At 57.2% G+C, this 13918-nt stretch carries 11 protein-coding genes; all 11 read right to left on the bottom strand.

All coding sequences use genetic code 11. The features are described from left to right. Positions 1–13: 13 nt before the first annotated feature. Complete coding sequence (locus JONANDRAFT_RS00785) at positions 14–2743, bottom strand: CRISPR-associated helicase/endonuclease Cas3 (RefSeq protein WP_008522374.1); 2730 nt, start codon at positions 2741–2743, stop codon at positions 14–16. 103 nt (positions 2744–2846) lie between these two features. Then, positions 2847–4229 carry a sodium-dependent transporter gene (locus JONANDRAFT_RS00780; RefSeq protein ID WP_008522373.1) on the bottom strand — a complete coding sequence of 461 codons (1383 nt, stop codon included), beginning with the start codon at positions 4227–4229 and terminating at the stop codon, positions 2847–2849. 677 nt (positions 4230–4906) lie between these two features. Further along, on the bottom strand, positions 4907–5920 hold the full coding sequence (locus tag JONANDRAFT_RS00775; RefSeq protein ID WP_008522372.1) for a Gfo/Idh/MocA family protein: 1014 nt from the start codon (positions 5918–5920) through the stop codon (positions 4907–4909). Positions 5921–5929: 9 nt separating this feature from the next. Next, entirely contained in the window at positions 5930–7252 is a 1323-nt protein-coding gene (locus tag JONANDRAFT_RS00770; RefSeq protein WP_008522371.1) for a nucleotide sugar dehydrogenase, read from the bottom strand. Positions 7253–7610: 358 nt separating this feature from the next. Next, positions 7611–8234, bottom strand: a complete 624-nt coding sequence (locus tag JONANDRAFT_RS00765) for a V-type ATP synthase subunit D (RefSeq protein WP_008522370.1) — start codon at positions 8232–8234, stop codon at positions 7611–7613. Positions 8235–8246: 12 nt separating this feature from the next. Beyond that, positions 8247–9662, bottom strand: a complete 1416-nt coding sequence (locus tag JONANDRAFT_RS00760) for a V-type ATP synthase subunit B (protein WP_008522031.1) — start codon at positions 9660–9662, stop codon at positions 8247–8249. Continuing rightward, the gene (locus JONANDRAFT_RS00755) at positions 9659–11434 is read right to left on the bottom strand and encodes a V-type ATP synthase subunit A (protein WP_008522029.1); all 1776 of its coding nucleotides are present in this window, start codon (positions 11432–11434) and stop codon (positions 9659–9661) included. The genes JONANDRAFT_RS00760 and JONANDRAFT_RS00755 overlap by 4 nt, the downstream gene beginning before the upstream one ends. A 36-nt stretch (positions 11435–11470) precedes the next feature. Continuing rightward, positions 11471–11803 carry a V-type ATP synthase subunit F gene (locus JONANDRAFT_RS00750; protein WP_008522367.1) on the bottom strand — a complete coding sequence of 111 codons (333 nt, stop codon included), beginning with the start codon at positions 11801–11803 and terminating at the stop codon, positions 11471–11473. Continuing rightward, the gene (locus tag JONANDRAFT_RS00745) at positions 11796–12806 is read right to left on the bottom strand and encodes a V-type ATPase subunit (protein WP_008522365.1); all 1011 of its coding nucleotides are present in this window, start codon (positions 12804–12806) and stop codon (positions 11796–11798) included. The genes JONANDRAFT_RS00750 and JONANDRAFT_RS00745 overlap by 8 nt, the downstream gene beginning before the upstream one ends. A gap of 10 nt (positions 12807–12816) precedes the next feature. Beyond that, positions 12817–13401, bottom strand: coding sequence for a V-type ATP synthase subunit E (locus JONANDRAFT_RS00740; RefSeq protein ID WP_008522025.1), 585 nt, complete (start codon positions 13399–13401; stop codon positions 12817–12819). Positions 13402–13413: 12 nt separating this feature from the next. Beyond that, a complete protein-coding gene (locus tag JONANDRAFT_RS00735) occupies positions 13414–13890 on the bottom strand; it encodes a V-type ATP synthase subunit K (RefSeq protein WP_008522024.1) in 477 nt (158 codons plus the stop codon). Between the last annotated feature and the right edge of the window lie 28 nt (positions 13891–13918).

Below are 13918 nucleotides of genomic sequence, written 5' to 3'. Positions count from 1 at the left end.
GGGACATCACCTCCTACAAAGGATCTTTCTCAATACCTAAACCCCACTGGGTATACACCAAATATTCGCCAAGACGAACTTTTCCGTCAAAAATGTCCGGCTTGATTATACTGCCAGAGGCTACATTCTTTTTCCCTTTTCCGCAGGATTCTTCCGCCTCTTGAATGTAACCCGCCATCCACGCGGGAACCGTTATAGAATGAAGCTCCTGCCCGAATGGACTTATAATTGGTTCCGACAGCCTGCATTCCAGATCCTGGATCCCCAGCCTTGTGCTCAAACCAACTTCCTGACCCACCTCGTTTTCGGAACTGGTAAACGGCTTTAACCACTGAACCACAGCAAACTTCGCTTGCTGACGCTCTGCCGCTTCCCCGCCATTTTGCCTTCTGTTCGCTTGGGCTAGAACGCCGCAAAGGTCTACTTCAACTGTTCCTTTGTCGACTGTTTCTTCCACAATTTCTCGGTTCTGGCTCGGCAGAAGCCACCGCCTCCCCGCCTGTGCGTCTCTCTTGGCTCGACGCCACGTGGCGTATACGGAAACTAAATTATCGTACGCCCGCTCGTCTCCGAAGCCGTACTTTTTAGCGGCCGAAGAGCACAGCCACTCCGCGTCTGGCTCGTCCGAGGGGACCAAGAGAACGCATTGGGGTTCACAAAACCCTGCAGGCCGTGGGCGATGATGCCGGAACAGCCGACCGATCCGCTGAAGCAGTACGTCACCCGGGCACAGATCTACTACGAGATAGTCGAAATCCACGTCTAGGGACTGTTCAACCGTCTGGGTCGCTACGAGGACAACACCATCGCGCCGGTCGCTTTCAGCGGGTGCGCCTTTTTCTGTGTCCTTGCCGAAGTACCGTTCGACAGCTTCATCAAGGACTTTACGATCCGGTGGGGCGAATCGACCGTGATGCAGAGTCAAAACACCTTGGACTTGAAACAGCGCCTTCTCCGGCAGAAGTTTAGAAAGCTCCTGCGCCGTTTTTTGAGCCTGAGCAACTGTGTTTCTCAACACAAGAATACAGGGCTTTTCGTTCTCCGGCGCACTGCGCCACAGCTCGGCGACTCGTCTAGCGGTCTTGTTAATATCTGTCATGCACGGCCAAAGAGTTAGCGAGACATTTTTGTCTTGTGCTGTCAGAGGAACAACCGTATCGGATCTCTGACGATCAACAAGTGAACTGATCAGCGGGTATCCCGCTGGTACCTTCTTTTCTGCCTTCTTTTCTGCCTTCTTTTCTGAAAGAGACTTGCTGAACCTTATTGACTGGCGAAGGCCGCCCCACTGGGAAAAGTATTGTTCTCGCAAGGCTTCAGTCAGAGTGGCCGACATCAGCAGGACATGCCCGCCCAAGTTTTTGAACCACTCTAAAAGACTGCTTGTCAACCGAGTCATGTAACTGTCAGAAGCATGCACCTCGTCAATCACCAGTAATGACCGTTGGATTGCTGCCGCCCGCAGATGACAGTGACGAACCCTAACCGTGCTCAGAAGAGCTTGGTCGATCGTCCCAACGGCTAACGGAGAAGTCAGAAACCGTTTGGGGCGCTCAGCGGCCCAGCGTCGGCCGAGACACGCGCCCTTTTCTTTAGCCTGATCCTCAAAATCCGGCCAAGCGACTTCTAAATTGTCCAAAGCACGTCCTTTTACCCCATCAGCCATGATATAGCCGGGGACGGCAAGCACAGTCGGCAGAGCGGCTTGGAACGCCTTCTTGTCAAACGCCCACAGCCGATCGTAAAGCTGCGACGCGGCTAATCGGTTGGGATTCGCAAAATAAAGCCCGTCGACAAGCCCTGCGTCAAACAGGCGAGAGAACAGCCGCAGAGCCGCCTCAGTTTTACCGCACCCAGTCGGCGCCTCAATGCTGTAGAGACCTCCATCGACCGACAGAGGCAAACTGTCTATAGCCTTCTGCAGTTCGTTCGGGAGAAAGCCGAATTGATCTAAAAACTCTTTGTGAGAAAAAATTTCGGACCTATCAAGTCCAATCTGGCGCAAAGCACGCCTCGCCGCAGAGCGAGACCAAGTAATGGGATCGCAACCACATCCTCTGGGAAGTCGGCCATCACATCCTTCATAGGGGAAAAAGTACTCCGTCGACCCAATCCAATCGGCTAGCATTAACACGCCGGCAAAGAAATGCCCGAGCAGCGGAGCCTGCGGCATTCGCTCGTCGGTCCCCCACGCCTTGGGAAACCACCGCTTCACCGACTGCCGAAGCTCTTCGAGAGCAGTCCATTCAGGAGCGTCTTTCCGAGCGTCAGGCCAGAGCAGCGGCCAGTGTAGCCTCAACTTTTTACGAGACGGCGTTCGTCCGTGATGACTGAGCAAAATCCGCAGGAAGACGGAGTCATCGCAGTCCCAATCAACGAGCTCAGGAATTTTTCCCCTGTAGGCCGCCTCCTGATCCATTCGAAGGACCAGATCACAGGCCGTTGTAATATGGTCCACCCCTTTGTAAAAATCGCCGTGTTGATCTTTCTCCTTTTTCAATCTAAACTGCGCAGACAACTTTGAGAAATCATGGAGCGCAGCGTACGCACACAGCCGATCGGCAAGGGCACCAATCCCACTCTGCCAACCTGAACCCGATGCCGCACGAGAGAGCCGCCGGCGCCATAAAGGCAGCTGAAGTAATCTCTCAGTAACAGCTGCCACGTCAGCGCTGTGTCCCAACAAGCTGTGCCATCGGGTCGGATCTTTTTTGTCGAACTTAGCCCAAAAGGTATTCGTCATTTTCTACCCTTCCCCTTTAATGCAGTTGCTCCATTTTTATTTTAATTTAATAGCTTTTCATAAAAATGCAACGACCTTCCGCGAACGGAAGGCCGTTGATAAATTAAGCAAAGAATTTTTCGTAGTAGCCCAGAATGATAATCACGCCAATGATCAGCGGGACCACGTACAACAGATACCCTCTGAGCCAACTGGGGAACTTCATCCCTTCGCCGCAGTCCGCCTCAGCCAAGAAATTCTCCCAACCCCAGCCGCGGCGGGAAACGCAAAACAGTAAATAGACCAGCGCGCCCAACGGTAACAGGTTATTACTCACCAAAAAGTCTTCCAAGTCGAGGATGATGGTCCCCTTGCCCAGCGGCGCGACGTTGGACCATACGTTAAAGCCAAAGACGCACGGCAAAGCGAGGATCGACACGATGAAGAAGTTCGCCACCGACGCCTTCTGTCGAGACCAACCCAGCAGCTCCATTGAGCTGGCAATTAAATGCTCAAACACGGCGACCACTGTCGTCATGGCAGCAAACGACATAAAGAGGAAGAACGCGGTGCTCCAGACCTGCCCCTGCGGCATGTGATTAAACATGGCCGGCAAAGTGACAAAGATCAATCCCGGTCCTGCATTTGGCTGAATGCCGTAGGCGAAGCACGCCGGGAAAATAATCAGCCCAGACACAAGAGCAACCAGCGTATCAAGTCCCGTGATAATCACCGACTCGCCGGTCAGCGACCGATCCCGAGAAATGTAGCTGCCGAAGATAGCCATACTGCCAATCCCGAGACTGAGCGTGAAGAACGCCTGCCCAACCGCCGAATAAATCGTGCTCCACAGACCTTGCTTCATCACGTTGGAGAAGTCAGGTTTCAGATAAAACGCTATGCCCTTCTCCGCTCCGGGAAGAGTCACCGACCTGACGGCCAACGCCAGCATGACGACTAAGAGTCCGGCCATCATCAGTTTGGTGATCCGCTCTACCCCGGCCTGAAGGCCAATCATGCAGATAAGAGAGCCTATCAGCACTGTCAGAACCATCCAGAACGCCAGCGCTCCCGGACTGGCCAACAGCCCGTCAAAATAAGCTCCAACAGCGGAAACCTCCGTCCCAAGACCTGCGAGAACTCCGGAGAGTGAGAACCAACTGTACGCCAGCATCCAACCGGTCACGACGGTGTAGAACATCATCAGAATGTAATTGCCCGCTAGGCCAAAATATCCAAAGACGCCCCAATGGGTTCCTTTCGGCTGGAGAACTTGAAAGGATCCCACGACACTTTGACGGGATGCCCGGCCGACCGAGAACTCCATGACCATAATCGGCAGAGCGAGAAACGCCAGAGCCAGAAGATAGAAGAACACGAACGCAGCGCCGCCGTACTTTCCGGTGACATACGGGAACCGCCACACGTTTCCCAGCCCAATGGCACAACCAGCCGAAAGGAAAATGAATCCTAAACGGCTTCCTAACGATTCGCGTCGTTCGCTCATCCTGCACCCCTCCAACTTCTCGATCCCACGTTCTGCCGGACTAAATTCCTCTGAAAATTTCAGATGAGCCATATTATCATCGTCTGAATATTTTTGTCAATATTACAGATAGGCTGCTTTTAGCAAAAGTGACTTTTCCCTTTTTTGAGGCTATACTTAAAATAACTACATCTTCGTGAAGATGGCCCCTATTTGTGTTCTAAGCGAATGCTGACCTCCGCACTCGTGGAGATGTCCCCCGCTGCGGCAACTGCCGCTGCGGGGTGATTTTTCACGGATGGACGACACCCCGACCTAGCATGCTTTACAACTTCCTTCAACCGATACGCAATGGATACATTTTGCCCCTTCGCGAGGTCGTTGCGAAATAATCGTACTCCGTTTCTACCATAAAGCACCATTCCGTGATTGAATTAAATAGTAGCGTGCGATCCCCAACAAACTCGGCCGTCAAACAAATACAGACAAGCTGCAAAATCAGCGTGTTATTGTAGTACCGCTAGGCAATTTGCATACGAGTTATCGACTATTTTAAAGAACAGTATGCGTTAAGACTCAGCGGACGAGAAAGAGCTTTCCTCTCCTTCTGGCCAGCTGAGTCTTTCAATCTCTCCCGTTGCTTATTTCACGTTTCCGCCGTCAATTTGAGATTTAGATCTTTACCGCCTTGAACAACTTTACAGTTTCTCCGCGTCCTGGTACGCTTTCACGAGGATTTGAACGGTCTTGCGCCCTTCTCTGGCCGTGACGTACGCCCGGCTGGTCCGATCGCCGGCGAGAATTTTAGGAAGCTCTTCGTAGAGCACAGCATGTCCGCCGCCGTACACGCTCTTGGGGTCATAACTCGCCTCAGAGATCCGGCTGTCCATCTCGTGGGAATCGGCAAAGTTCCACGTCTCGATTTTGTTCATGGCGACGCCGCCGATTCTGACGGTGCCTTTCTCGCCCATGACGGTGATGGAACCTTCATAGTTTTTCGGGTACGTCAAAACGGACACGTTGATGTTGCCGATGGCACCGCTGCGGAACTTGAGGATAACACTGATTGTGTCTTCGGCTTCGATGCGCCGCCCCAGCGTGGAGCTGAACGCCTTAACGCTTTCGACAGAACCGCCCATCCACTGCACCATGTCCACATAGTGAGCGGCTTGATTGCTCAGGCACCCGCCGTCCATTTCCCACGTGCCGCGCCAAGGCGCCATGTCGTAGTAGTCCTGCGGGCGCGCCCAAAAAACGTTGGAGACGATCTGGTGAATTCGGCCGAACCGTCCGGCTTCAAGGGCCTCTCTCAGGAGCAGGATCGGCGGGTTCAGCCGGTTCTGTTTGACTTCCAAGTACAGCACGTTCGCCCGATCGGCCGCCGCGATTGCCCGGTCGATGATTTCCAAGTCGTTTGTGCCCAGCGGTTTTTCGCTCAGTATGTTGACGCCGGCTTCGGCGGCTTTGAGGGCATGAGCCGGGTGCAGCCCCGAAGGCGTGCAGAGGACGACGAGGTCAAGTTTTTCTTCCGCCAACATGACGTCGTAGTCAGTATACGTCTTCGCTCCTGTCAAAGCGGCAATTTCATCCGCCCGCTGGGGGATAATGTCACAACAGGCAACAAGGCGGAGTTCTCCGCCATTCATGGCTTTCAGCGCGTTCACGTGACTGTGGCTGATTCGGCCACAGCCGACGATGCCGATACAGTACATGTGAGCCTCCTAGAGAATGTACAGGCCTTTGATCTCTTCAACCGGCTTGTGGAGTGACGGGGCGACGATGTTTCGGGTATCGAAGATCAGCTTGGCCTTTGCGGCAAGCCGAGCGTAGTCAACCCGTTTCTTGTGCCCGGTTGCTACCAATACGGCGTCGCAGCTTTCGATCAGTTCGTCGGTCATTTCGGCTGGAGTGACGGTTTTGCCTCCGTGGCGAACTGTTGAGCAATACGGGTCGCAGACTGCGACCGTTGCTCCCTTACGCTCCAGCAGATCCCAAATTTTCAGCGACGGAGACTCCCGCAGGTCGTCGATATCGCCCTTGTATGCCAATCCAAGCAGAAGAATTTTGCTGCCTTTCAGGGCCTTGCTTCGATCGTTCAACAGTTCCATGAGCCGCTCGACCACATAATCCGGCATGGCGTCGTTAATCTCCCCGCTGAGCTCGATCAGTCGGGTATGGTAGTCGTACGCCCGGGCCTTATAGGTGAGATAGAACGGGTCCAGCGGAATGCAGTGGCCGCCGATCCCAGGGCCGGGGTAAAACGGCATGAAGCCGAACGGTTTGGTGGCGGCAGCAGAAATGACTTCCCAGACGTTGATGCCCATCCGGTGAAAGACCAGTGCCATTTCGTTGGCCAACGCGCAGTTGACGATTCGGAACGTGTTCTCGAGGATCTTCGCCGCCTCGGCTTCCTTAGGCGACGAGACCATGAAGACCGGCGCGCCGAGAATGGTCTCGTACAACAGCTGCGCGGCGGCCGCGCTCTCAGGGCCGCACCCACCGACTACCTTCGGCGTGTTGTGAGTCTTGTACTGGGCGTTGCCCGGGTCGACCCGCTCAGGGCTGAACGCCAAGAGGAAGTCCCCGCCGCAGGAGAGGCCTGTGCCCTCCAGAATCGGCTTGACGACCTCTTCGGTCGTCCCCGGGTACGTGGTGCTTTCGAGGACGACAAGCATTCCTTGATGAAGCCTCGGCGCAATTTCCTTGGCAGACGCTTCGATGTAGCTCAGGTCAGGCTGTTTAAACTCGTCCAAGGGGGTGGGAACGCAGATCGTCACCACGTCGCACTCGGCAATCCGGCCAAAATCCGAGCTCGCCGCCAAGAACCCAGTCTCGACAAGTCTGTTCAGCTCCTCGGGGATGATATCACCGATGTAGTTTTCTCCCCTGTTGACCTTGTTGACCTTTTCGTCTTGGACATCAAACCCAAGCACGTGGTAACCAGCCCGAGCCTTTTCGACAGCGAGGGGCAATCCTACGTATCCCAAGCCGATAACGCCCAGCTTGGCCGTCTTGTCACGGAGTCTGTTCATAAGCTCTGTCATTGTAAGGCCTTCCTCATCATAAAATATCCGACTGGCGAACACTTTGCTTTATGTATGCGCCCCGCTGTCTCTTTCCCCGCAAAACACCGCGGCTTCACCCAGCAGACATATTGGCTATTTTCAGTTATTATATCAGATTCAGCGTGACCTGCTCTGTCTTTCGTTCAACATCTCCGTTTCGTACCAGATTTTTTTGCTGAACCTCTCATGAAATAGCACAAGAACCTTTTATGGCCACAAAAACAACCCTACGCCGTCAAACGATACCTCGTTGACACAAAAACGTGGCGCCCTCTAACAGGAGGGCGCCACGCAAATAATGCTGCCATAGCAGAATGCTTTTACCTAAATCATGGTGCTAATGGGATCGGACGATTTCCTTGACCTTCATCAGCCGGCTCAGGGTAGACCGCTCCTGCTCTTCCAGCTTCATCGAGATATGGCGAATCGTCTCGATGCAGGACGGGATGAGCACGTGTTCCAGCGCGTTGACGCGCCGGCGGGTCTTCTCAATCTCAGAGGACATCAGGGCCACGGCCTTTTCGTCCGCCGCCAGCTGAAGGAGCTTGGGGATCACCTGAGAAAACCTCTCCAACGCCACGTCCAAACTGGCCGGCGTGGTGGCCATGCCGTAGCTGAACGTGCTGCCTTTCTGCTCTACCCGGTACTCGGGGACGAGCACGCTCATCACGTTATGGCTTTCGATTGTCAGCTCGCAGGCCGCCGCGCTGCTCATCAGCGCGGCTTCCAGCATGGCGGGTATGGTCTGAGCTCGAGCCATGAGGAAATCCTTGTAGCAGTTTTCCAACTCGGCTTCGACGGTTTCCCGCGTCTTGCGCACGGCCTTCGCCTTTTCCAAGAACGCTTTAATCAGGGCGTCTTGCTTGTCCTTCAGGAGCTTGTGGCCCCGTTTGGCCACGGTCAGCCGGTTTTTGAGCCGGGTCAGCTCCATCCGGTTGGGGTTCACGTTCATCAACGCCATGACGCTCCCCCCTTACTCGGCTTTTGCCGGATTTTTGCCGTTCGATTCCTTCAGCGGTCTCAGATACTTTTCAATCCAAGCGTCCCGGACGCGCTTCAGTTCCTTCTCCGGCACGATGGTCAGCAGCTCCCAGCCTAACTTGAGCGTCTCTTCAACGGTGCGGTTCTCGTACTCGCCCTGACGGACGTATTCGTCCTCGAACCGGCCGGCGAACTGGGCAAACGCCTTGTCTTCCTCGCTCAGCGCGCCTTCGCCGAGGATCACGGCCAGTTCTTTGGCCTCTTTGCCTCGGGCGTAAGCGGCGAACAGCTGGTTCATCAGGTCGGCATGATCTTCCCGCGTCTTGCCCTTGCCGATACCCTTATCCTTCAGTCGGGACAGGGACGGCATGACGTCCACCGGCGGGTAAATGCCCCGGCGGTGCAGGGTCTGGCTCAGGATGATCTGGCCTTCGGTGATGTAGCCGGTCAGGTCGGGGATCGGGTGAGTCTTGTCGCCTTCGGGCATGGTGAGAATCGGAACCTGGGTGATGGAACCGGTGCTGCCGCGCAGCTTACCGGCCCGCTCGTACAGGTTCGCCAAGTCGGTGTACAGGTACCCGGGGTATCCGCGCCGGCCGGGAACTTCCTTGCGGGCGGCTGAAATTTCCCGGAGCGCCTCGCAGTAGTTGGTCAGGTCGGTCAGGATCACCAGCACGTGCATGTTCTTTTCAAACGCCAAATACTCGGCAGCGGTCAGAGCCAAGCGTGGCGTGGTGATTCGCTCAATCGCCGGGTCGTCCGCCAAGTTGACGAACATGACGGTCCGCTCCAGAGCGCCGGTCTTTCGGAAGTCTTCCATAAAGAACGACGACTCCTCGAACGTGATGCCCATGGCGGCGAACACGACGGCGAAGTTCCCCTTGGCGCCCAACACGTTGGCCTGACGGGCCAGCTGAGCGGCCATGCGGTTGTGAGGCAGCCCGGAAGCGGAGAAGATCGGCAGCTTCTGGCCGCGGACCATCGGATTCATCCCGTCGATGGTGCTGATGCCCGTCTGAATGAACTCGGACGGGTAGTCCCGGGAGTACGGGTTCATCGGCAGGCCGTTCACGTCGATGGACTTCTCCGGGATAATCGGCGCGCCGCCGTCCAGCGGCTGACCGCGTCCGTTGAAGATGCGACCCAGCATGTCGGCACTCACCGGCAGGGTCAGCACTCGCCCGAGGAAGCGGACGACCGTGCTGGAAACGTCGATTCCGTCCGTCCCTTCAAAGACCTGTACCAACGCGCGGTTGGAGTCAATTTCCAGAACTCGGCCTCGGCGCCGCTCGCCGTTTGCCAGTTCAATTTCGACCAATTCGTCGTATTTGACGTCAGCCACGGACTCAACGACCAGCAGAGGCCCCTGAAGGCTCGTGACGGTGCGGTATTCTCTTGGCAGCATCATGACCGTCCACCTCCTGCAGTGACCAGCTCGCCGATCTGAGCTTTCATTTCGTCCTCAAGGGCGTCCAATTTCTCCAGCTCGTTTTCGCCCACCAACCCCATTCGGGCGATCTTCTCGCGGACCGGCAGGTTGAACAGCTTGTTCATGTCCGCGCCGGCCTTGAGCGCTTCGGCCCCCAAATGGTGGAACTTGATGATGGTGGAGAGCATTTTAAACTGCTTGTCCATGGACGTGTAGGTATCCGTCTCGTGGAAGGCGTTCTGGTGCAGGAAGTCCTCTCGAAGGGACTTGGCGGTCTCCATGATCATTCGCTCGTTGCGGGACAGGGCGTCCAACCCGACGAGCCGAACGATCTCGTTGAGCGACGACTCCTCGGTCAGCAGGCTCATGGCCTCGACCCGGGTGGGCGTCCACTCGGCGTTGAACTTGCCGTCCCAGTACGCGTCAAGCTGGTTGGTGTAAAGCGAGTAGCTGGTCAACCAGTTGATGGCCGGGAAGTGACGCTGGTACGCCAAGTTGGCGTCCAGCCCCCAGAACACCTTGGTGACCCGCAGCGTGTTCTGCGTGACCGGCTCGGACAGGTCGCCGCCAGGAGGCGATACGGCCCCGATGGCGGAAACTGAGCCTTCGGCCCGAGCCTTGCCGAGACAGACGACCCGACCGGCCCGTTCGTAGAACGAAGCTAGACGGCTGCCCAAATACGCCGGGTACCCTTCGTCGCCGGGCATTTCTTCCAGACGGCCGGACATCTCGCGCAGGGCTTCTGCCCAGCGGCTCGTCGAGTCGGCCATCAGGGCGACTGAATATCCCATGTCCCGGTAGTACTCGGCAATGGTGATGCCGGTGTACACGCTGGCCTCGCGGGCCGCCACGGGCATGTTGGACGTGTTGGCAATGAGCACAGTCCGCTTCATCAGGGGCTGGCCGGACCGAGGGTCTTCCAGTTCGGGGAACTCGAGAAGCACGTCGGTCATCTCGTTGCCGCGCTCGCCGCAGCCGATGTAGACGACGATCTGAGCCTCCGCCCACTTTGCCAGCTGGTGCTGAATGACCGTCTTCCCAGAACCGAACGGGCCAGGCACGCAGGCCGTGCCGCCCATAGCGATGGGGAAGAACGTGTCGACGACCCGCTGACCGGTGGTCAGCGGCGTATTGGGCGGCAGCCGACGAGCGACCGGGCGTCCTTTGCGCACGGGCCACCGCTGCATCATGGTCAGCTCGTGCCGAACTCCGCTGTCGTCCTCCACAACCGCAATGACGTCGTCCAACGTGAAGTCGCCGCGCTCAACGCTGATCAGTTTTCCTTCCACGCCCCACGGCACCATGATCCGATGCTCAACGAGAACGGTCTCTTTCACAACGCCTAAAACGTCTCCCACGCTCACCCGGTCGCCGACTTCGGCGCGGGGCTCGAAGCCCCACTTCCGGGAATGATCCAGCGGCGAGACGGAAATGCCCTTCGCGATATAGGGGCTTTTTGCAACCGTCTCAATATCTCTCAGCGGGCGCTGAATCCCGTCATAAAACTGCTCGATCAGTCCGGGGCCCAGCTCGACGCTCAGGGGTTCACCGGTGCTCACGACCGGCTCGCCGGGGCGAAGGCCTGACGTTTCCTCGTAGGCCTGGATGGAGGCAGTATCACCCTTGAGTTCGATGATCTCGCCAACCAACCCGATGTCGCCGATGCGAACCACGTCGTACATGCTCGCGCCAGTCATCCCCTTCGCGACGACCAGGGGACCGGAGATTCGTTCAATAGTGCCTTTTACCATGTGATCCACGGCCAAGTTGATCGCCTCCGCTGTCCACTATTCTTTGGCAAAGATGTCCATCCCGACGGCCCGCTCCACGCTGGCTCGAATGGCTCTGAGCCCCGTGCCGAGCGATCCTCTGATGCCCGGGATCGGGATAATGCTCGTGCCGTACTCCAGATTCAGACGGTCGACGAGCGCGCTTTCCTTCTGGTATACAGCCTCTTCGACGAACACGACGCCGCAGCCTTCGGCTGCCAAGCGCTGCAGGACGTCGGCCGGGCTGTCATTGGGCGCGAGGACGTACGGCTTAACGCCTACCGCCTGAAACGGGAGAACCGTATCGTACGCTCCTACAGCCGCCATTGAACTCGTCTGGGGTTTAGACATGACGCAGCAGCCCCCTTATCGTTTCCCGATTCACGCCGCTCGCCACCGCCACCAGAACGATGCGCAGATTTTTGGTCTCCACCTCTCTGGCCCACAGGTAACGAACTACGTTCGCCGGCTCAAACGTTCCGAATTTAGAGGGCGCCAGAACCGACGAGATGTAGTCGTCCAAGTCCCGTTCAAATCGGACGACCAGCGTGCTGAAGGCTCCGCCTTCTTGGAACGACTCGAGCAGCCGGCCGATTGGGTGAGCCTGAAGCTCTCTCGACCAGTTCTCGACCGGTTCGGCCAGAAGCGACTTGAGCCGCGGCGTATCAATCGTCCCGCCGGGGTGCAAAAAGGCCTCGACTGCGCCCGGATCAAGCTGCAGCCGGCTGAGCCGAAGCAGGCTTTTGACGTTGTCGCCGTCGATTCTCGCCTTTGCCCAAGCCGTGACCAAGTCCATATCCAGCCCCGAAGCAATATCGAGCAGAGCCCGGTAGTAGCCGCGGTCAATGAGGCACTCCACCGCCTGCATATCGTGATGCTGGTCCCAGTGCCCCTGCGCCTGACGGCAGCACTCGCCGAGGTTCCACGGCAGCTTGCCCCACTCGCCGCCCTCAAGCGTCAGGACCAGTCCGTCGGTGTCCATCGAGCCGAGCGGGCTGAGCAGGTCAAGCCGCCGGCCGGTGCCTCCGTCGGACATCATGGCACCTTTCATGACGACTTTCGCGTTGTGAACGTCGTACAGCAGCCGGCACAGCGTCACCAGAGCCTCGTCCGGGACGAATGACGCCACATCCCGGTACGTTCTGGCCAGCTCGCCGTCAATCGCTGAGTCGAAGTCGGACGGCGACTTGAGTTCCATGAACGCCGCCGAGTAGTGCGTCTCGCTCAGAGCCTTGATCGCCGCTTCCAGAGACTGGCTTTCCAGCAGACGGGCGAAGAACGCCTCATCGAGCAGGCGGTCCTCCATCGCTTTCAGCCGGGCAACGGCGTACCCGTAGTCTTTTTTCGAGGCCATGACAGCCTCCTTACTCGTCTGCAAAGAGACGGGCCGTCAGATCAGACTCCAAATCATCCCTGAGCCAGCGGACCAGCGTCTCAAAAGAGCAGTTCTCGCTGATCTTTCCCCGCCGCAGGATGAAGCCGCCCCGGATAGCCGGGTGTTCAGACGACATGGTGATTTTCTTTCCCCGAGCCGCGTTGTACTTATCCAACCACGCGGCGTTCAGGACTTTTTCCTCCGGGCCGACGAGAAGCTCTTCCTCGCCAGTCACGGCAGCCTTGTCCAGCAGCTTCTCCATAAAGCTCCCGTACTGTTTCTCGTCAATCGAGGCCAAAACGTCCAAAGAGCCGTCTAAAGCCCGGTCCATCAGCTCCCGTTTGGCTCCCAGCATCAGCCGGGCCACGTCCAAGTTGGCGACAATTGTCGCGCGGCGCTTGATTTCCGGCGTCTCGTCGGCAAGAGACTTATCATAGCGGGCCGCAACAGCCGCTATTTCTTCCTCGGCCTGACGGGAAAGCTCGTCTGCCTGACGTTGAGCTTCGGCCAGAATCGACTCGGCCTTGGCAGCCGCTTCGCCCTCGATTTTCTTCCGAATGTCTGCAAGGGCCATGGCGAAGGCTCCTTACAGGGAAATGCCGTTAAGCAGCAGAATACTGACGAGCAGAGCCAGAACGGCGTACGTTTCGACCATGGCGGGCAGAATGACCGCCTTGCCCGCTTCGCCGGGCTGACGGGCGATCATCTGAATGCAGGCCGCCGACGTCTTTCCCTGAGCAATTGCCGAGTACAGCCCCGCTAAGGCCATCGGAAGGCAGGCGAAGCAGATAGCTAGGCCGACGCCCCAGCCGATCGTCGTCACAGTACCGCCCACCAAGCCGATTTTCAGCATGGCGAAGAAGGCGATCAGCAGACCGTAAATGCCCTGCGTGCCCGGCAGAGCCTGAAGCATCAGCACCAGACCGAATTTGCCCGGATCTTCCGTCATGACGCCCGCGCCGACTTCACCGGCAATACCGACGCCGATAGCCGAACCGCATCCGGCCATTCCTGCTGCCAAGGCTGCACCAAAAATCACCAGAGCGACACCAAGATACTCCATTCCATGACACTCCTCTCAAGGGATTCCG

It is taken from the genome of Jonquetella anthropi DSM 22815, from assembly GCF_000237805.1.
GTDB classification, from domain to species: domain Bacteria; phylum Synergistota; class Synergistia; order Synergistales; family Dethiosulfovibrionaceae; genus Jonquetella; species Jonquetella anthropi.
This window is presented reverse-complemented; position numbering and strand designations above follow the sequence as displayed.

Coding starts and splice junctions, on each gene's coding strand:
- JONANDRAFT_RS00785 (WP_008522374.1), bottom strand. CDS start 2,743: ATGACGAATACCTTTTGGGCTAAGTTCGACAAAAAAGATCCGACCCGA.
- JONANDRAFT_RS00780 (WP_008522373.1), bottom strand. CDS start 4,229: ATGAGCGAACGACGCGAATCGTTAGGAAGCCGTTTAGGATTCATTTTC.
- JONANDRAFT_RS00775 (WP_008522372.1), bottom strand. CDS start 5,920: ATGTACTGTATCGGCATCGTCGGCTGTGGCCGAATCAGCCACAGTCAC.
- JONANDRAFT_RS00770 (WP_008522371.1), bottom strand. CDS start 7,252: ATGACAGAGCTTATGAACAGACTCCGTGACAAGACGGCCAAGCTGGGC.
- JONANDRAFT_RS00765 (WP_008522370.1), bottom strand. CDS start 8,234: ATGGCGTTGATGAACGTGAACCCCAACCGGATGGAGCTGACCCGGCTC.
- JONANDRAFT_RS00760 (WP_008522031.1), bottom strand. CDS start 9,662: ATGATGCTGCCAAGAGAATACCGCACCGTCACGAGCCTTCAGGGGCCT.
- JONANDRAFT_RS00755 (WP_008522029.1), bottom strand. CDS start 11,434: ATGGTAAAAGGCACTATTGAACGAATCTCCGGTCCCCTGGTCGTCGCG.
- JONANDRAFT_RS00750 (WP_008522367.1), bottom strand. CDS start 11,803: ATGTCTAAACCCCAGACGAGTTCAATGGCGGCTGTAGGAGCGTACGAT.
- JONANDRAFT_RS00745 (WP_008522365.1), bottom strand. CDS start 12,806: ATGGCCTCGAAAAAAGACTACGGGTACGCCGTTGCCCGGCTGAAAGCG.
- JONANDRAFT_RS00740 (WP_008522025.1), bottom strand. CDS start 13,401: ATGGCCCTTGCAGACATTCGGAAGAAAATCGAGGGCGAAGCGGCTGCC.
- JONANDRAFT_RS00735 (WP_008522024.1), bottom strand. CDS start 13,890: ATGGAGTATCTTGGTGTCGCTCTGGTGATTTTTGGTGCAGCCTTGGCA.